The sequence below is a fragment of the Nocardia sp. NPDC049707 genome (genome assembly GCF_040674855.1).
GTDB lineage: Bacteria > Actinomycetota > Actinomycetes > Mycobacteriales > Mycobacteriaceae > Nocardia.
The window spans coordinates 383,202-401,029 of sequence record NZ_JBFANN010000001.1 but is presented as its reverse complement, the minus strand read 5'-3'; the positions used below and the strand labels follow the sequence as shown (position 1 = coordinate 401,029).

Below are 17,828 nucleotides of genomic sequence, written 5' to 3'. Positions count from 1 at the left end.
GCTTCCTCTCGGATGATGTGCACCCCGACCGCGGGTGCGTGTGCGATCGCGATGTAGGAGAACGGGTTTCGGTGCGTGGTCAGGCGTGCGGGCTCGACACCGCATCGGCTGCGGCGTGCACGTCGGCTATCAGGTCGGCCGTGTCCTCGGTGCCTGCGGCCAGCCGGACGAGACCCGCTGGTACCCCGGACGCCTCGATCTGTTCGGCGCTGAGCATCCCGCGCCACATGGACGCCGGATGCACGGCCAGCGACTCGACACCACCGAGACTGGCCGATCGGCGGGCGTAGCGCAGGCGTCCCAGAAACGCGTCGGCGGCCTCGAAACCGCCGGCGAACTCGATGCCGAGCACACCGCCGAAACCACTCATACTGGCGCGGGCCAAGGCGTGCTGAGGGTGTGTCGCAAGGCCGGGATAGTGCACTGCGCTCACGGACGGGTGGCCCGCCAACGCCTCGGCGAGCGCCTGACCGTTGGCGTTGTGACGGGCCATCCGCAGCGGGAGCGTGCGCAGGCCGCGCAGCAGTAGCCAGGCATCGAACGGCCCCAGGACCGCGCCGGTGAGCAGCGCAACATCGTGGATCCGATCCAGGATCTCCGCTGGTCCGGCCAGCACCCCGGCAGACACGTCGGAATGGCCGTTGAGATACTTGGTGGCGCTGTGCCACACCAGATCGATGCCCACCTCGGTCGGCCGCTGATTCACCGGAGTGGCGAAGGTGTTGTCCGCCAAGGTCAGCACGTTGTGCGCTCGGCCCAGATCCGCGACCGCGCGCAGGTCGGTCAACTGCAACAGCGGATTACTCGGCGATTCGACCAAAATCAGGCGAGTGCGCGGAGTCAGCGCCCGCTCGAACGCCTCCGGATCGGTCTGGTCGACCAGCGTGGTCGAAATCCCCAGCCGCGGTAGCAGATTCAGCAACACCGAGCCCGTTCCGCCGTAGGTGGAGTGTTGACCGATCACATGGTCACCGGCAGACGCCAGGGCCAGGACGGACGTGGTGAGCGCGGCCATCCCCGAGGCGGTCACCATCGCCGCCTCGGTGCCTTCCAGCTGCGCGATGACCGCGCAGACCTGGGAGTGGTTCGGGTTGCCGAAGCGTGTGTAGAAACCATGGCCGCGGACAGCGACCGCAGCCTCGGCGAAATCCTCGGCGTCTTCTGCCCAGAATGTCGCGGTCTGGTAGATCGGCGGAGCTACCGCGCGACTGGCATGGATCTCCCGGTCGGCGTGGATCGCCATCGTGCTGTCGCCGGACATGATTTCCCTTCTTCGGGCCGCCTGATCGGACCCCACCAGCGTGGTCGACCGGCATGCCGACAAGGAACCTCAGACAGCAACTTCGGCAGCAAATAGCGCCCAGAACTGGGCTGAATGATGTGCTAGCCACTGAATCTGAGCAATAATCTGCCACTGTGGACGACGTGGATCGGTCGATACTGGCCGTACTCGAAAAGCACGGCCGGATCAGCAACGCCGAACTCGCCGAGCGGGTCGGCCTGTCACCTTCACCGTGCTTGCGGCGCGTGCGGCGACTGGAGGAGACCAGGGTGATCCGCGGCTATCAGGCGCTGATCGATCCGGCCGCCGTTGGTCGCAGCCTGAGGGTTTTCGCCGGCATTCGGCTCACCCGCCATTCCCGGGCCGATGTGGTGGCGTTCGAACGCGCGATCATCCAGCTCCCGGAAGTGGTGTACACCCATCACGTCACCGGCAACTATGACTACCTCCTCCAGGTCGAAGTGGCTGACCTACCCGCCTATGAGGACTTCCACGCCAACCAGTTGGCCACCCTGCCCAGCGTGGCTGCGGTGACCAGCTACGTCACGATGAAGACGCTGCCCACCGCTACCGAATGAGGCCGAGCCTTCGCGCGGGAGCTCTCAGAGGCTGCCGGGGCGGACGAGACCGGTTCGTTTGACGCCGCTCAGAATGGGCGCGACCTCGAGCGCGGAGATGTGATCGAGTGCACCGACGATGTCACTCAGGAAGTCGTAGAGGGCATCGAGGTCGGCGGCGGCGACGGCGACCAGCAGGTTGGACGAGCCCGTGGTGGCCGCGGTGAATCGGACCTGTGCATGGCGACTCAGCTGCTGCGCGGTCTCCTCGAGGCCGCCGGGAGCAGTCGTGATCCACAACAGCGCCTCCGCGCGGATACCCAACCGGGCCAGATCGACTTCGGTAGCGACTCTGAGGACTTGCCCCACGATCAGTGCATCCAGGCGGCGTCTGGCGGTCAGAGCGGTGGTATCGGCCCGATGCGCCAGTTCGGCATAGGAGGCTCGTCCGTTCTCGACCAGGGCATGGATGATCTGATCGTCGATGAGCTGGCGGGCGGACCCGGTGGGCGGCGTGCGCGCCGCTGATCGCAGTCCGGCCAACTCTTCTCCCGACAGCAGACCGCCACTCCAGTCGAACCCGGCCGGAAAGACGCGCAACAGCACGTGCGAGGTCCAGGACAGGACTGCGGGAGTGGCGGGAAGATCGCGCAGCAGCAACGTATTTCGTGCTCGCGTCCCGTCCAGATGTAGAACGGTGCAGATCTCGTCTCCGCCGCCGAGGACGTCGACCCAGACGGTGTCCGGACGACGCGCGAGGGTGGCGGCGATTTCCTTGATTTTGTTGGGACGGCATCGGATTCGTAGTGCAAGCGGGATCAGGTCCGGGAAGCATGCCGGGTTGCGCACCGCGGTCGCGCGCAGGGTGCCGTCATGGAACAGCGGTCCCGCACGGCGCACCACGGTGCGTTCGGAGATCTCGAGTGCCTGTCCGACCGTGCGCCACGAGGCGCGTGGGGCCGCCAACAAGGCGGCGGCGATACGACGATCTGTTTCGTCGAGCTGATGGCGCACATTCCCGATTCTCACCGATGTCTGTGTCGTTCATTCGCGTTTCGGAACGGTACTTCTGGCCAGAATGCGGCAACGCCGATGCAATGGTCTCGATACATCGAGGGAGGGACCGACCATGAAGACAACCGCAGCCACGAGCCGAGGCACCGTGCGGGGTACCGCAGACGGTGAGGTAGTCGCCTTCCGCGGAATCCCTTATGCCGCATCGCCCATCGATGACTTGCGATTCGCGCCGCCACGCCCGCACCCGGGATGGCAAGGGATCCGGGAAACGACGCAGGCCGGACCGGCGGTACCGCAGGCGGCTTCGCGCCTGGAATTGGTCATGGGCCACCGCACCCCCGACTGGAACGAGGACGGCTGCCTGACTCTCAACGTCTACACTCCGCAGACCGCACTCGACGACGAGTCGTCGCGCCCGGTCCTGGTCTGGTTCCATGGCGGCGGGTTCACCAGCGGCTCCGGCGGCTGGGACTGGTACGACGGCACCCACCTGGCAGCGCTCGGGGACATGGTGGTCGTGACCGCGAACTACCGCCTGGGAGCCCTGGGCTACCTGTACCTGCCCGAGATCGGCGCCGAGAACCTCGGCGCGCAGGACCAGGCCGCCGTGTTGCATTGGGTCCGAGACAATATCGGCTCGTTCGGCGGCGACCCGGGCCACGTCACCGTCGGCGGGCAATCCGCCGGGGCATACTCCGCGCTGTCGCTGGCGCTCGACCCGCAGACCTCCGGATTGATCACCGGTGCGCTCCTGCAAAGCGGGCCCTGGGGTTTGACACCACAGGATCCCCAGCAGGCGGCCGCGATCGCCGAAGAGTATCTGTGCCTGCTCGATGTCCCGGCCGGGGTCGCGAGTGGAAAAGCATTGCGCGCCTTGCCTGTCGAACAGCTACTGGTGGCCTACGGACAACTCGCTCAACAGCATGCCCGCCTGGGGAATGTTGCTCCACCGATGTATCCGGTCCTCGGCGCACCGGGCGTACCTCGCGCTTGGCATGACTCGCTCATGGACGGCGACCTCGAAGGCAAGGCCCTGCTGATCGGCACCACACAGAACGAGGCGACCGCCTTCTTCGGATTCGACCCCCGCATCCAGAACATCACGGCCGAGGGCGCACTCGACGTCGTCGCCGGCTCGCAGGCGCAGCAGACATACCAGCGATATGCGGCCCAGCATCCGGACGCGACCCCGGCTCGGATCGTCACCGAGATCGAGACCGACGAACTGTTCCGCAACGGGACACTGCAGATCGCCGACCATCACTCGGCCGGCGGAAACCCCACCTTCGTCTACCAATTCGACTACCACCCGCCCACCGACGAACACGCCCTCGGCGCCACCCACTGCAGCGAACTCCCCTTCCTCTTCGGCACCTTCGACGCCTACACGGACAGCCCGATGCTCGGCAAAGTCGGCGACACCCAACACACCCTCAGCAAAACCTTCGCCACCGCCATCACTATGTTCGTCACGGCGGACCAAATCCCCGATTGGCTGCCCTACGCTCCAGCCACACCCACCCGTATCCGCTACTTCGCCTGAATCGCACACTGTCCAAGGTCGATAACCACACCCTCGACACCGCGACACACCCGAGAGCGCGCGCAGGCTCGAGGGCGAGAACCGGCATCGTGGATTCGACAGGGTTGTCATCGACGGCGGCGCTCAGTTCGAGGTGTGTGATCTGGAGCGGGGTTTGCATGGCGTCGCCGAACACGATCAACCGGTGGCCGGGCGAGGTGATGTCGAAGGCGAGGTGGCCGAGGCTGTGTCCGGAGGTGGCAAGGGCGCGCACGCCAGGGAAGACCTCTTCGCCGTCGGCGATGGTGTGGACTCTGCATCACCGCGACAACACCGGCGAGTTCCACTCCTACCGGATCAGCATCGCCCCGCAAACGAGACGCTGGATGTCTACCTCGTCACCGCAATCGGCACACCATATTCCGGGCCCCCGGGTCCCTAGGGTCTGTCCGGCGGATATTTCTGGGCCCTGTGCCCGCTTCGCGCGGCTACGTTGTCGAGTTCACTCGAGTGCGACCACCGCTGGCCCCGCCCCCTCAGTGCTGGGCCGCACCATGATCAGGTCGGACAGTCACATGAGCGACGACCACCGACGGCGGCCCACTCCAGCCATCCTGACCACCCAGGAAGGGGATCTCCAACCTCTGCTCCGCGACCCCCTGGATTGTGCCGCCGTAGTTGTATGTGGCGATCAAATCGTCGGAGTGAACTCCGTGGAAGCTCACCGGGTCGTCCTGCGACGCGTTGGAGACTTTGCGGCTGACCAATGTGTGAGTGTCTGATTCACCATCCACGCCCGCCCGTCTCGGCTTCAGCGCAAAATACATCACCCGAATTTGTGCCGCAGCCGGAGGCACCTGGCAGACCTACGCGCCTCGAGATCGCCGAACGCATTGATCAACAGGGAAGATGATGAAACATCGCCCAAAAATTCGCTGACCAGCGATTTTAGAGTGGTCCCAGCTGGTTTCGAACCAGCGACCTTCCGCGTGTGAGGCGGACGATATGGACAACAATTGCCAGTTCAAACGGCATTTATACGACGCAATGTATGCAACTTTGTAGGCTAAGCCCCCTCGTGAATCCGTCAGCCGATCAAGGCGCCCGAGCAGTAACGCCGAGCACACGAAGGCTGTCACCGTCAACACAGCGATGATTCACGGCTTCGATGCGATGTCCTCAACTGACCGCAACACCCGGAAACGCCGACGATGGTGCGGATGTCAGCAGACACCGTGACGTCGGATTTCGCCGATACGACATCCAGCCGGTTCAGACTGTCGTCGAGATTCGACAAAGAACGACGTCGGAGATCACCGAACTAGCCAGCGGGGCGGCCCCGTCACTAGCCAGCGGGGCGGCCCCGTCGCCGAAGCCAAACGGGAGCGGGTCGTACAGGTCGGGGTAGCGGGCACCGGTGGTGATGAATTCCTCGGCCCCGAACCAAGGTCAATGCCCTGAGCCGCAAAGTAAAATGCGGTTGATCGGGGCGATGTTGTCGATGGTGGCCCTTATACTCGCCTTGGTCGTGAAGGGGGATTCCAAATGACCTGGTGGCAGCTTTTGCTTCTCGTACTGGGAATACTCGTCCTGTCCCCGATCATCGGGATCCTCATTTCCCTCGCGATTGGCTTCGCGTTTGCCCTAGCCGAGGATGCGTGGTACAAGGTCTACTGGGTCGGAAGGTGCGGTCACGACTTTGAACAGGTCGGGTGGCGCTGGGCGAATGCTTCTTCCACCACCACCTATCGATGTAGGAAGTGCGGGAAGGAACGCATACGTCAATCCTCGTAGAACTAACTTCGTCGGCCAGGCGCCAACGGCAAATGCCAGTCCTGCACGAGGAAGGAACGCGAGGCCACCGGCGTGTCCACACCGCCCAACAATGACCGGGAGCCAACAGCAAAAGACGCGCCTACCGGCGCAAAACCGGATAAACAGCGGTCGAGCGTGCACCCATGATTAGCGGGTGCACGCTCGAAGTCGGATTTCTGTCGGTCAGTCGTGCGAAGATCCGCGGTATGCCCGCCGAGCGCACCCCCATCCAAGCGGCTTGGACGACCTTGGATCGCGTCGCGTCAGAGTTGGATCGCACCGCGCTACGCCGCGCCCACATGCCCCACGAGACGATGCGGCGGTTGGCGAAGATGGTCCGCGACGCCCGCGAAGCGTACGACGCCGCGGTACCGAACCCCGCCGCCCCGCCGAGGCCGGACGCAACCCCTACACGGTGACCACGACCGTCAACGGCGTCGACACATCAATGCGACCGGCCCAGATGACGCGGTCGGTCTCCTCGTTCAATCGCCAAGCGCCGCATCAGAAATCGAATCCAGGCCAGCTCGAGTTGTAGCCGCAGATCGTCGGGTTGTGGCCGAGCTCGGCGAGTTCTTCACGCACCTTGTGGCTCATGTCAGGGTTCGACGCGACGCGCGGGCCATGCGGTTCCTTCGGGCATGGATCTGTCCGGGGTTGTCCATAACCGAGTGTCTTGTGTCAAGGATCTGGCAGGTTTTTCGCCACGGGTGGCGAGATCATCTGAGATTGCTCTGTAATGCCGAGTGGCGGATGTCGAAGGTGCAGCGGAATCAGAGGGCCGGTAGCCAGCCGGACTCGGCAGTGGGATTCAAAGTTGAGCACGGCCCACATGGCTGCGGTGCCAGCGGTCGATGGCATCGGCCACGAGCTGCGGGTTGTCGGCCATCGGAAAGTGCAGCCCCCAGGGCACGGTGACCCTGGTCAGGCACGGGAACAGACGCCGCCAACGGCGAACGAAGAAGAAGTAGTCGCCGAGTCGGCCGAATACCGTCATCATCGGTCGGCCGGCCAGCGCGGTGACCGTGCTTTCTGCGCGTGTGGCGGTGGCGCGGTCGCGGGTCGCGTCGCGAAACATTCGGTGCAAGAACCGGCGACGGTCGCGGTCGCGCAGACCACGTCGCCACGCAGTCTTACGGGTGCGGTTCCATCGTCTGCCGACACCGAACCTTGTCGCACTCGCCCAGGCGAGCAACCCAAGCCATGCGTTGACCTCCCGCATCAGCTCCGAGCCGAAGAATCGCAGTGCGAGCGACAGCATGCCGCGGGGCCGCCAGCCGAAGGTGTTCATGGCCACCAGTGCGGCCACGCGGTCGACTCGATCGTGTACAGCAGCGAGTGTGGCCAGGCCCCCGAGGTCGTGTACGACCAGTGTCACGGCGTCGAGGTCGAGATGGTCGATGAATGACGTGATCGTGTGCGCGGCCGATGCCACCGTGGCCTCGCCGGGATCGGAGAGTCCCGTTCCAGGCAGATCGAGGGTCACGCACCGGTACCGGTCCTCGAGGTGGCTGATCAGATCAGCCCACAGCAGCGACCAGAGTCCGGCGTGGACCATGAGCAGGACCGGACGGTCACCGCCGGTATCGGTGTAGACGACGCGGCGCCCGTCGAAATCGAACGCGTACAGCGGGTGGGGCCAATCCTGCGTAGTAAGCCAGTCAGGCCGAGCGGGTTTGGTAGTAAGGGTCATATCTCTAAGGACGTGTCGGCGCGGTCGTGTGTGACGGTCACGCTTCACCAGGCTCATTCGTCGGAGGTATGTATGAGCGACATCATCGAGCAGGCTTGGCACCTGCACCGGCGGCGGGTGCTCGACGTCTCCTACCGCATGCTCGGTACCCTCGTCGACGCCGAAGACGCCGTGCAAGAGACCTTCGCCAGACTCACCCGCCACGGCTGCGAGGGCATCGACGATGTCGAAGGCTGGCTGGTCACCGTTGCGGGCCGAGTCTGCCTCGACCGGCTGCGCGCCGACCGCACCCGGGCCCGCTACGTCGGGCCGTGGCTGCCCGAACCGCTCGTCGAGCTGGCCGGCACCGATCTCGACCCAGCAGATCAGGTCACCCTCGACGACAGCGTGCGCCTGGCGCTTTTGGCGGCGCTGCACGCCCTCAGCCCGGCCGAACGCGTCGCGTTCGTGCTCCACGATGTCTTCGGAGTGAGCTTCGAGGAGATCGCCGGGGTGGTCGGCCGCTCACCGGCCGCGGCCCGGAAGCTGGCCAGTCGTGCTCGAGCCGCGCTGCGCGACAACCCTGAGCCGCGGTTCGAGGTCTCACCAGCACAGGCGCGCGCGGTTGCCGAGAGATTTGCACACGCCTGCACCACCGGCGACCTGGCGGCACTGATGGAGGTACTCGCTCACGACGTGGTCGGCGAATTCGACTCCGGCGGGCGAGTCGCCGGCGCCCCCCTCGGACCACTGGTCGGCGCCGAGCTGGTCGGCGTCACGCTCGCCAGAACACTATTCGGAGCGGGCGCCGACTTCCGGGTCGTGTCGGTGAACGGCGAGCCAGGGGTGGTCGTGTCACTCGTGGGCCAAGTCATGGTCGTGATCGCGTTGGAGTCCCATGACAACCACGTGGTCGCGATCCGCGCCATCGGCAATCCCGACAAGCTCGCACGCCTCAATGCTCGCTGGAACGAGACATGAGCGCTCTCGAATTCTGCTGACCCTTCCCCGCCTGCCCGGCCCCTCCGGCGCGGCGGAGAACATCCGCACATGCCGCTGGTCGCGCGGTCTCGCAGCGCGTAGTGGCAATTGCGTCCCTCCCTGGGGGTAGCCCAATCCCCTACCAGGGTTGGATGGGGTCTCGCTGGGTGTGGTCCTAGCGTTGTCTGCGTGACGATCATCCGGCGCTTGGGCCTCGACTTCGCATACACGTTCCTAGGATTGCCCCTCGCATTGGTCAGTTTCAGCCTCCTTGTGTCCCTTTTCGCGGCGAGCATCGGCACTGCGGTGATCTTCATCGGGATTCCGCTGCTCGCGCTGACGCTGCTGTTCGCGCGCGGTTTCGCCGACATCGAGCGCGTACGCCTTCTGCAGTTGACGGGCAGGGTGACACCACGGCCTCGGTACGCCGAGGCACCGGAGGGGGCGGGGTGGTTTCGTCGGATCACCGCGCCGATCGGGCAGGGGCAGAGCTGGCTGGATCTGTTGTACGCCGTCGTCAACCTACCGATCGCGATCATCACCTTCGTGCTGCCGATCGTGTGGTGGGCAATGACGCTGGGTGGATTGACGTACTGGTTCTGGGGCAGGTTCATTCCCTATGGCGACAGCCACGACATCGTCATGGAGACGATCATGGGCGCGGACACCGCCCACAACCGGACAGTCTTTAACACGATCGTCGGTGTCGTAGCGCTGCTCACTGTGTACACCGTCCAGCGGGGCAGCGCCGCCCTGCAAGCCGCCTTCGCGCAGACCCTGCTCACCCGGCTCGCCGTCATGCAGGGACGCATTCAGGATCCGACCACCAGCCGGGCAGCGGCCGTCTCCGCGGAGTCGACCGCGCCGCGCTCGTAGGCGGTGGTCGCGCCCCGCAGAGCGGTGACACGGCCAGACATCGACTCAGCGCAATTGGACAGCCCAGTCATGCGCCGTCGCTGACCACCTGCGCCACCAGGAAGGACTGCCACCGGTCGAGTTCACTACTCAATGGTGAGTTTGGGGCTGCGCATCAGCGAGGTCCTGCCGCTGCGACGTGACGCATCCAGATGCAGATCGGCGAAAATGCACTACTTTGCCGCTTATCGCTCGATTTTCCGCTGATCACAACCAACGAACGCCGAACTAGGTGTTCGGTCGTCGATCGCTTGGTGCGGCCTGATCGTGTTGTAGATGATCCGGAAGCGGTGAACCTCCATATCCAGAGCATCACCATCGGCGAGCACGCCGCGGAAAAGGTGCTCGTATTTCAAGGTGCCGAAGAATGTCTCGAGTCAAGATCTTGGCAGGATCTCGCTGGTCTTGGGGTTGATGCCACAGGTGTCAAGATCACCTGAGAGTGCTCGGTAATGCCGATTCTGTGATGATTCGTACGCATCACACGAAACGTCGGCGCGAGTGTTGGGTGACTCGGCAACTACCGCGAGGCTGGGGGCAGGAGCCGGCCGCTGAGGACGGGACGGTCGATGCGGGCATCTTCTTCAGGCACCCCGACGCCGAGGTTCTCTGCAAGCCTGTAGAACATTCCGAGGGACCCTGAGAGGCCGTATTCGCCTTCTTCGGGCCGGGCGCCGAGGGCCTGCAGCTCGGTGTCGAAGCGGTGCGGGTCGCTGCCTGTCTGTCTGAAGATGTCCGTGGTGTCGAGTCCGGTGATGAGGCGGCCGTGCTCGGCGTACCGGAACACCGCTCCCGGTTTCATGGTGGCGTGCAACTCCAGTGCCGCGGTGCCGATCGAGGCACGCAGCAGCAGTCCTCGGTCATGGAGGGATTTCCAGCTGCCGTGCTCCTCAACCCAGGCCCAGCTTCTGTAATGCCCTGCGGTGACCACATATCCGTCGGATGTGTAGAGAAGGTTGCCCAGCTCGTAATGGAAGTCATCCAGCCCGCGCACTGCCACGGTGTTTTGGTCGACGCCCATCCGCTCCAATAGCTCCCGGGCGTTGATCTGACGCGCGAAGGTGAGGCTGACCAGCGGCAGATCCCTGCCGTACATCCACCCAAGGCCACCGGTCATGGTGTTCACGACGCCCCCGGTTCGTTGATCGCGATCAAGGTCGGGAAACACAGTCCATGATCATGAAACCAGGCGTCGTCATCAGCTGAAGCAGTCACAGCGACTGACACTGCCATGCGCCACCGACATTCATGGCCGGGCCGCCCGGGGCCGTCGTCTAGGGGCGACGGCCACTGCGGCGGACAAGCCGGTTCCACGCGCCGGGTTGTTGCGAGACTCATTGAAAGCCGAACGTCCGGAAATGCCGCTTATCGAGCGGTCGTCCGCTGTTCATAGCCGATGTGGGCCGCGCGGGTGTCCGATCGTTGTGCGCCTGGTGGGGCCGGATGGTGTTGTACAGGATGCGGAACCGATGTACCTCCATGTCCAAAGCATCGCCATTGGCGATCGCCCCGCGGAACAGGTGCACCGAGCAACTCTGCCAGAAAGTTTGACGCGCTAGAGAGGCAATTTATCGAACACAGGTTCGAGTTGCTGTAACCTTGCTGTATGGCTGCACGGATCCTGTACGCCGTCGACGGCAGGGTGGTGCGACCCGATCGGTTGGTGCGCACCCCGCGCGGGTGGGTCGAGCCGGCGCCTACACGATGCCCGAAGGGGCATCCGCTGCAGCGCGGCAGGATGCTCGTCGGCTGGATTCCGTGCATCGGCGACGGTTGGTCTGGGCATCGCACTCACGAATGCGCCTGCCGCGCCACCGTCTACACGCCGCCGCGCGGCGCCCAATGCCCGTGCCGCACCAGAGGAACGATATAGACGCAGACTTCGAACGACTGATCACCGCAGTGGTCGACGCGATACCGCGGCGCAGCGACCTCACCGCTGATGACGTGTATCGCGCTGTGTGCGCCGAGGTGCCCCCGCCGCCGTCGCACGAACAGGTCGAGCAGGTGCTTGAAATGCTCCAGAATCCCGGACTCCGTTATGCGCCAAGTGATGTCGGCTGGGCTGTAGTGCTGCCCTCCGCGACCCGGAGTACCTAGCAGACCCGGCGCGGGCCAACGACCCGCCGCCCGACTACGACGGACCGAGATGACCACTGAGATCGGCCGGGTGTCCTGTTTGACCGAAACGGCGCTGGGGTTGTGAACCGGGCTCATACCCGAAAATCTGGTTGTGGCAACGATATTGGTGTGCACGATGCCGGGGCAGATGGTGCGGAATGCGCGGATTTGAAACATTTCCGGTATCGCTGCCGGTAGACCTCTACCGGTCGGCCAGTGCCGTACGTATGCGGTCCAGCGCCGCCGACGCATCGGCAGTGAGTTCGCGCAGTCCGGCACCGATCGACGCACGGACGACTCGCTGTATCTGGTGCGGTAGCCGATGGTGTTCGGCCGACGTGACGGCCTCGCTGAATGCCGATGACGCCGCGTCCGTTTCGCCGATCGCTGCGAGAACTTCCCCGGCTGTGACGCGCTCGATGATCTGCCATTGTGGCGCGGCGGGCGCGCCCGCGCTGTCGTCGAGGTGTTGTCCTGCCTCTGCTGGGCGTCCGGTGCCGAGCAACCCGCGTAGCTGGATCTCGCGCAGTGTGAAGGGCTGGAACAGGAGACCACTACCGGGGTTGCCGTCGAGCAACCGTCGGTAGTCGGCGACCGCGGTGTCGAATTGCGCGGCGTCGCCGAGTTCGCCGAGCACCCGGCACAGAAATGCCAGCGACCCGCCGCGGTCGGCCGGGGCGTCGGACAGCTCGAGCGACTGCTGTAGCCGGTCGACGGCGGCTCGAACATGTCCCGCCTTGCGAAGTTCGTTGCCGTGCATCCGGAGCGTGAGGGCGTGAAATCCAGGGTCGTCGAGATGCTCGGCGATCGTGACAGCCTGCCCGGTCCAGCGCGCCGCGGACGAGAGCCGTTCCTCGGGCAGCACGGTGCCGAGCGATACACCGAGCGCAACGCGCACCTGCGCGAGCAGAATTAAGCTGTCGCGCTCCATGTGCCCCTCGGCTGCACGCGCCTCGAGTCTGGCCACGAGCGGCCAGAGTTCGTTGACGGCCTCGACCGCGTGTCCGGACTGGCGGGCTATTTCGGCGAGTCGTACTGTGCTGTCGCCGAATTGGAGCATCGCCCGGTATTCGGCGTCGTCGGTTCCGGTGACGCCGAGAACGTGAGCGGGGATGCCGAGTCGCGAGGCGATGTACCGGCGAGTGGTCACGTCGGTGATCGCGCGGCGGCCGGTCTCGAGCATCGAAACGTAGGACTTGTCGTAGCCGAGCAACTCGCCGAGCTGTACTTGATTGAGCCGGTTGATCCTTCGGTACGCGCGCAGGATGGTCGGCAGGTCGCGGGTCGCGATCGCGGTCGTCGCCTCGGGGGTGGCCCAAGGCCAGATGGCGGGGGCTATCGTCGCGGTGCGCACCGCGGGTTGCCGGGCGCTGTTGCTGGCGGCGCAGGTAGGGCATACGGCGTCGACCGCGAGGCGGCTTATCGTGACGCCGCACGCCTGACACCTGCGCGCGTCCATGGTCTCCCCTTAGACGCTCTCCGCGGCCCTCAACTGTGCGAACCATGTCATGATGGACCGCTTGTAGCCGTCCGGCATGTTCAATCCGGCGATTTCGCCCTCACGGAACAGCCCGACCTCTTTATGTTCGTGCGAGAGAACGGGCTCGGCGTTGGTGTCGGGGTAGCAGCCGTAGGTCACGATGAACACGTGCCGCTCGACTTCGTTGATGTAGTACATCCACGTATCGAGAATCGGTCCGGTGGTGACCGGCCATTGCGTCTCTTCCGTGATCTCCCGGGCAACGCATTCCTCGGGCGTCTCGTCCGGCTCGATCCGGCCGCCGGGTAGCTCCCACTCGTTGCGTTCGTTCTTCAACAGCAACACGCGGCCATCGCGGACGACCACGCCCTTGATCGAGATCGAGTACTTCTGCGGCACATAACCGGAGGCAGTCATGCCCGAACGCTAGCAGCACAAATGACACGCAGCCGGGCGGTTGGCGTTGACAATTTGTCAGTGGACCCCCAGGTAACGACGGCGCACCGTTACCCCATGTTCGTTGACTTGCAGCAGGATTGGGCGGCAGGCGTCGCGGCCGGGCTCGCCACAGACGGGATTGCACGATTCGACCGCATCAGCTCCCGCGCGCAGCTGGTGACGCTCGGCGCGTCGCTCGGGCGCATCATCCCGCACCGTGACAGCGACGGCGACGGAATCACCACGCTGGAGAACCGCGGCAGCATTGCCCAGCGGATGGGGTTCGAAGGATTCGGCGCTGGCGCATTGTCACCGCACACCGACCGGTCCGGCGTGACCGAACCGCCTGCATTACTCATGGTGGTGTGTGGTCGCCGCGCCGCTTCCGGCGGCGAGTGCATCGCCATCGACGGCCGCAGCGTGTACGCCGACCTCATGCTGAACGAGCCCGAGGCAGCGCAGGCATTCTCGCAGCCTCGCACGGCGTTGTTCGGCGGTGCCGCTGGATATTTGGGTTCGGTGTTCGAGCAGGCGAAGGGCGGGCGAATCCGAGTGCGGTATCGACGCGATGCCTTGGTGAAATTCTCCCCGGATGTGACGCGCTGGCTGCCGGTACTGGACGAGACCGTCGAGCGGCACACGCTCAGATTCATGCTCGATCCTGGACAGGGCTACGTGATGCACAATCACCGCTGGCTGCACGGTCGCACGGCGTTTACTGGAGATCGCGCCATGCACCGGCTCAGCCTCGATCCGCACCCCGAGTTCGCCATCCCATCGGGGTTCGATGTCTCGAGCATTGCGGCGGTGCCCCGATGAACGTCGACTACGCGACTGTGCGCATCGCGATCCGTTTCGAGAACGGCCCAGACGATCCGAACCACTACCCCTACTACGACGAATGCGGTTTCGAGCCCGGCCCGCTCACCCTCGAACAGGCACACCGCCTGTGGCAGATCCACTTGCACAGCGAAACTGTGCAGTGCCGACAGAAAGGGGCGGCCATGCGCGCCCTCGAGGCATCCGGTCGACTGCGTCGCACAGAGCGCCGTAAAGCGAGGCTGTGATGTCCGCACCACCGGCTATCGGCTATCTCCGCAAGGATGTCTCGGGCGTTCGGCAACAATGGTATGAGCCCCAAATTCGAAGTCTCGCAGCGAGATTCGGCTACGACCTTTGCAAGATCTTGACGTTCGGGCCTGACACCGATCGCCCGATTCATCGGCTACGCGTAGCGGTATCCCGGACCCACGCCGAAGCTGTTTTCGTACCGAGCCTCGCACATTTCGACGGCGGCGAAGTGCACGCCCGACTGGTCCAGATCGCGGACGTGGTCGCCGTAGACACTCAGGAGACCTACGCACGGTGGTCGACTGGGCTCGCCGATATCAATCCGGAAGCTGATTCGGAATAGGAGAGGATCTCAGTGCCCGAGATGGACCTGACCAAGTCCCGCGAGTTGCGGGACAGGATTCAGCCGATCTACGAGGAAGCAGCGGCCCTGCTCGGCGCCGAGCATCCGGCGGCGGTGGCGCTGCAACGGGCGGCAACCGAACTCGCCGCCGCCGCACCCGGCCCCCGACGCTATGGCGACTTTGAACCGAAGCCGCCAACCACATGACAACGACAGCGCCCGGCCCTCGCAGAGGGGCGGGCGCATTCTGTAGCACAGATCGATCCGTCGACGACACATTCGACGACAACTAGCGTCACCGTGCGCCGATGAGGGGAATTGGGGAATTCATGAAATCCGTTGCGAGTGTTCTGGTATTCGCCGCTGCGTCCGTAGCGGTCGCGGCTTGCAGCTCGACGAGCACTGAGGGACAGCCATGCTGCACACTCTTCGTCAGTGTCGGCGGTACCGGCGGCGACAGTGGCGCCCGCTGTCGGTGGCTGCTATCCGTCGTCGCCTATTTCCGACCCTGATCTCGCGGCATTCGCGGCCGGGCTGCAACTCCCGGCGAGCGTGCAGGTGATCACCGGGCGCGTGAGCACCCAGAGCAACCAGCCGGGCAAGGTGGGCGTCGCCCTCGACCTGTGCTTGCCGGGGTCGGCCGACGCCGACTCGCTGCGCCCGATCGCGACCTCGATCGCCGCGGCGTTGAAATCGACCGACCTCGGTGCGAGGACGTTCGCGTTGTACGTGGCCGACATGAGCGCCGACTACAAGAACGAGGCCAAGCTCAAAGACGGCGATTACGCGCTGCACCTTTGGAACGGCAAGCCATCGCCCGCCGCCGAGAATGCTCGATGGGAAGTCGTCGGACGCTGAGCCAAGACATGCGAAACGCGCCCCGCCCGGATCCTTGGATTCGGGCGGGGCGCGTTTGCTGCAGCGTGCGGCCTGCTGTTGTTGATACAGCAACGATCATGCGTCGGTATTGTGTTGTCTCCCTTTAGAGGTCGCGCGCGACGTAGCCGTCGATCGCGTATGCGCGGGTGGTCACCGAAGCGAAGTCCGTGTTCGCTGCCACGGTCAGGCCAAAGTAGCGGGTGGACGCACCGATGCCGATGATGCTGCCGGTGTCGGTCCAGGTGACCGTCGGGGTCGTCGCCCCGTTGATGTAGAGGCTGTAGAGGGTGCCGGCCGCGGTGAGACGTGCCGTGGTCGGCGACGAAATCGCCACGCTCGCACGCGTTGTCGCGGTGCCACCAATTCTGGTACTGATCACCGCGAGCGAGTCGGTGATTGCCGCCTCAACTCGATCGCCGCCCGCGGTTGACCGCAGGAAACAACCGCCGCCGAGGCCAGGTGACGACCCCGTGGTCGCGGTGGCGAGAGTGAATGCGATTTCTTGCCCGTCGCTCGACAGCGGTGTGTTGTTGCGGGCCGCGTAGGCGATCGCCTGCCCTATCGTCGGTGTCCCACCCTGTGCCCGGCCGGATGCGATAACCGGCGAGGATCCCAGGATGGTGTAGTTGGTGCCGAGGTTGGCCGCGTCGGCGCGGTTGAAGTCGTCGGCAACCACCAGGCCGGGGCGCCCGGCCATCACGAAGATCATGTGGTGATCGCCTTGATCGACACTTGCAGGCCGTTGCCTGCCGGACCGTCCGGCGTGACGATGTAGGGGATGATCCGGTCGCCCGCCGCAACTGCCCAGGGCCCGCCCGCGGTGACGGTCATATCAGCTGCATGGTTGGCCGCCGAAATCGTCGATGCGGCAGGCATTCCCGTGTTGCTGCCGTTGCGGCGCAGCTCGACTACGAGGTTGCCGGTGCCCGCGGTCTCGCCGCGGAATGTGACCGATTGGATGCTGATATCGCGCTCGATCCGTACGCCTTCGGGGATCACATTCCCTGCGCCCGCGGCGCGCGTACCGGCGTGGCTCTTGATCGTGAAGTCATAGCATTGCCCAGCCGAGGTCGGTGTGCGGGCATTGGTGAGTCGAGCGTCGTTGCCTTCGCAGGCGGTACCGGCGACCGTACCGATAGCCAGGCTCGACGTGCCTGCACCGATTGCCGTGCGTACCGCGGCAGCGGAGGCTGCAGTGAGCACAGCGCGCCCGGTCGTGGTCGAGTCTGTGATATCGGCCGCCGCGTGTGTGAATCGCGGCGACCGTGCCCGCCAGGGCGGGCACGGTCGGTGCGGCGGCACTCCCACCGAGGTCTCCGGCGAGCTGGATGATGTCCCTGCTGCTGGCGTGGCGTCCGGTCCGGTCGGTCCGGGCGGTAGCACGAGGTCGAGAGTCCAGTCGGGTGGGCCACCGTGGACGGTTGCGGCGGCGTGTCCTTCGCTCACAGCGCCGATCGCGAGGGTGAACGAGTCCACGGAGCCCTGTGCCGCGGTCGCGGCGGCGGTCGCGCTGCTCCCGCTGGCGGCGGCGGCCGATGCCGAGGCCGCGGCGGCGCCGATGGCGGGCACGGTGACCGGGTCCAGGTCCTCGCCGTTGTCGAGCTCGAACACGAGCGCGTCGCCGACCAGGTGTACGCCGATCACGCTTAGGCCGCGGACGACGGCTTCGCCGTTGGACACGAGGACCGGCGAGACGAGGGTCAGGTCGACTAGGCCGATCGGGCGTATGACCTGA

The 17,828-nt window shown here is 65.1% G+C and carries 20 protein-coding genes and 1 tRNA gene; 8 read left to right on the top strand and 13 right to left on the bottom strand.

Annotated elements, in window-relative coordinates:
* Positions 1–79: 79 nt before the first annotated feature.
* A complete protein-coding gene (locus tag AB0J29_RS02025; protein WP_364777613.1) occupies positions 80–1,261 on the bottom strand; it encodes a PLP-dependent aspartate aminotransferase family protein in 1,182 nt (393 codons plus the stop codon).
* 155 nt (positions 1,262–1,416) lie between these two features.
* Here AB0J29_RS02025 and AB0J29_RS02020 point away from each other — a divergent pair, with 155 nt between their 5' ends.
* The gene (locus AB0J29_RS02020) at positions 1,417–1,860 is read left to right on the top strand and encodes an Lrp/AsnC family transcriptional regulator (protein ID WP_364777609.1); all 444 of its coding nucleotides are present in this window, start codon (positions 1,417–1,419) and stop codon (positions 1,858–1,860) included.
* A gap of 24 nt (positions 1,861–1,884) precedes the next feature.
* Here the strand turns inward: AB0J29_RS02020 and AB0J29_RS02015 are convergent, their stop codons facing one another.
* Entirely contained in the window at positions 1,885–2,853 is a 969-nt protein-coding gene (locus AB0J29_RS02015; protein WP_364777606.1) for an Lrp/AsnC family transcriptional regulator, read from the bottom strand.
* Positions 2,854–2,968: 115 nt separating this feature from the next.
* Between AB0J29_RS02015 and AB0J29_RS02010 the strand changes: the two genes are divergently transcribed.
* Positions 2,969–4,399 carry a carboxylesterase family protein gene (locus AB0J29_RS02010; RefSeq protein ID WP_364777603.1) on the top strand — a complete coding sequence of 477 codons (1,431 nt, stop codon included), beginning with the start codon at positions 2,969–2,971 and terminating at the stop codon, positions 4,397–4,399.
* A 515-nt stretch (positions 4,400–4,914) separates the two neighbouring features.
* On the opposite strand, the gene AB0J29_RS02005 is transcribed toward AB0J29_RS02010, so the two are convergent.
* The 3 genes from AB0J29_RS02005 to AB0J29_RS01995 all read right to left on the bottom strand — a co-directional run bounded on the left by AB0J29_RS02005 (position 4,915) and on the right by AB0J29_RS01995 (position 7,886).
* Entirely contained in the window at positions 4,915–5,145 is a 231-nt protein-coding gene (locus tag AB0J29_RS02005) for a hypothetical protein (RefSeq protein ID WP_364777600.1), read from the bottom strand.
* Between the two features lie 187 nt (positions 5,146–5,332).
* Positions 5,333–5,417, bottom strand: a tRNA-OTHER gene (locus AB0J29_RS02000).
* 1,587 nt (positions 5,418–7,004) lie between these two features.
* Entirely contained in the window at positions 7,005–7,886 is an 882-nt protein-coding gene (locus AB0J29_RS01995) for an alpha/beta hydrolase (protein ID WP_364777597.1), read from the bottom strand.
* A gap of 72 nt (positions 7,887–7,958) precedes the next feature.
* On the opposite strand from AB0J29_RS01995, the gene sigJ reads away from it, so the two are divergent.
* Both sigJ and AB0J29_RS01985 read left to right on the top strand, forming a co-directional pair.
* The gene (gene sigJ / locus AB0J29_RS01990; RefSeq protein ID WP_364777594.1) at positions 7,959–8,846 is read left to right on the top strand and encodes an RNA polymerase sigma factor SigJ; all 888 of its coding nucleotides are present in this window, start codon (positions 7,959–7,961) and stop codon (positions 8,844–8,846) included.
* A 189-nt stretch (positions 8,847–9,035) separates the two neighbouring features.
* Complete coding sequence (locus tag AB0J29_RS01985; RefSeq protein ID WP_364777591.1) at positions 9,036–9,722, top strand: sensor domain-containing protein; 687 nt, start codon at positions 9,036–9,038, stop codon at positions 9,720–9,722.
* Positions 9,723–9,946: 224 nt separating this feature from the next.
* Here the strand turns inward: AB0J29_RS01985 and AB0J29_RS01980 are convergent, their stop codons facing one another.
* The 6 genes from AB0J29_RS01980 to AB0J29_RS01955 all read right to left on the bottom strand — a co-directional run bounded on the left by AB0J29_RS01980 (position 9,947) and on the right by AB0J29_RS01955 (position 13,779).
* Positions 9,947–10,090, bottom strand: a complete 144-nt coding sequence (locus tag AB0J29_RS01980) for an integrase core domain-containing protein (RefSeq protein WP_364777916.1) — start codon at positions 10,088–10,090, stop codon at positions 9,947–9,949.
* A gap of 191 nt (positions 10,091–10,281) precedes the next feature.
* Positions 10,282–10,929 (bottom strand): DUF6461 domain-containing protein, encoded by a 648-nt coding sequence (locus AB0J29_RS01975; protein ID WP_364777588.1) that lies wholly within the window; start codon positions 10,927–10,929, stop codon positions 10,282–10,284.
* Between the two features lie 166 nt (positions 10,930–11,095).
* A complete protein-coding gene (locus tag AB0J29_RS01970) occupies positions 11,096–11,287 on the bottom strand; it encodes an integrase core domain-containing protein (RefSeq protein WP_364777585.1) in 192 nt (63 codons plus the stop codon).
* 292 nt (positions 11,288–11,579) lie between these two features.
* A complete protein-coding gene (locus tag AB0J29_RS01965; protein WP_364777582.1) occupies positions 11,580–11,978 on the bottom strand; it encodes a hypothetical protein in 399 nt (132 codons plus the stop codon).
* A 106-nt stretch (positions 11,979–12,084) separates the two neighbouring features.
* A complete protein-coding gene (locus AB0J29_RS01960; protein WP_364777579.1) occupies positions 12,085–13,341 on the bottom strand; it encodes a helix-turn-helix transcriptional regulator in 1,257 nt (418 codons plus the stop codon).
* Positions 13,342–13,350: 9 nt separating this feature from the next.
* On the bottom strand, positions 13,351–13,779 hold the full coding sequence (locus AB0J29_RS01955; protein ID WP_364777576.1) for an NUDIX hydrolase: 429 nt from the start codon (positions 13,777–13,779) through the stop codon (positions 13,351–13,353).
* A 96-nt stretch (positions 13,780–13,875) separates the two neighbouring features.
* On the opposite strand from AB0J29_RS01955, the gene AB0J29_RS01950 reads away from it, so the two are divergent.
* The 4 genes from AB0J29_RS01950 (at position 13,876) to AB0J29_RS01935 (ending at position 16,072) form a co-directional block, all read left to right on the top strand.
* Complete coding sequence (locus tag AB0J29_RS01950; RefSeq protein ID WP_364777573.1) at positions 13,876–14,619, top strand: TauD/TfdA family dioxygenase; 744 nt, start codon at positions 13,876–13,878, stop codon at positions 14,617–14,619.
* Positions 14,616–14,867 carry a hypothetical protein gene (locus AB0J29_RS01945; protein WP_364777570.1) on the top strand — a complete coding sequence of 84 codons (252 nt, stop codon included), beginning with the start codon at positions 14,616–14,618 and terminating at the stop codon, positions 14,865–14,867. The genes AB0J29_RS01950 and AB0J29_RS01945 overlap by 4 nt, the downstream gene beginning before the upstream one ends.
* A gap of 359 nt (positions 14,868–15,226) precedes the next feature.
* Positions 15,227–15,421 carry a hypothetical protein gene (locus tag AB0J29_RS01940; protein ID WP_364777567.1) on the top strand — a complete coding sequence of 65 codons (195 nt, stop codon included), beginning with the start codon at positions 15,227–15,229 and terminating at the stop codon, positions 15,419–15,421.
* A 252-nt stretch (positions 15,422–15,673) separates the two neighbouring features.
* On the top strand, positions 15,674–16,072 hold the full coding sequence (locus AB0J29_RS01935; protein WP_364777564.1) for a hypothetical protein: 399 nt from the start codon (positions 15,674–15,676) through the stop codon (positions 16,070–16,072).
* 124 nt (positions 16,073–16,196) lie between these two features.
* Here AB0J29_RS01935 and AB0J29_RS01930 read toward each other — a convergent pair whose 3' ends face one another.
* Positions 16,197–16,802 (bottom strand): hypothetical protein, encoded by a 606-nt coding sequence (locus tag AB0J29_RS01930; protein WP_364777561.1) that lies wholly within the window; start codon positions 16,800–16,802, stop codon positions 16,197–16,199.
* Positions 16,799–17,773: a hypothetical protein gene (locus AB0J29_RS01925; protein ID WP_364777558.1), complete on the bottom strand. Its 975-nt coding sequence runs from the start codon at positions 17,771–17,773 to the stop codon at positions 16,799–16,801. Before AB0J29_RS01925 ends, AB0J29_RS01930 begins: the two co-directional genes overlap by 4 nt.
* Positions 17,774–17,828: the final 55 nt, after the last annotated feature.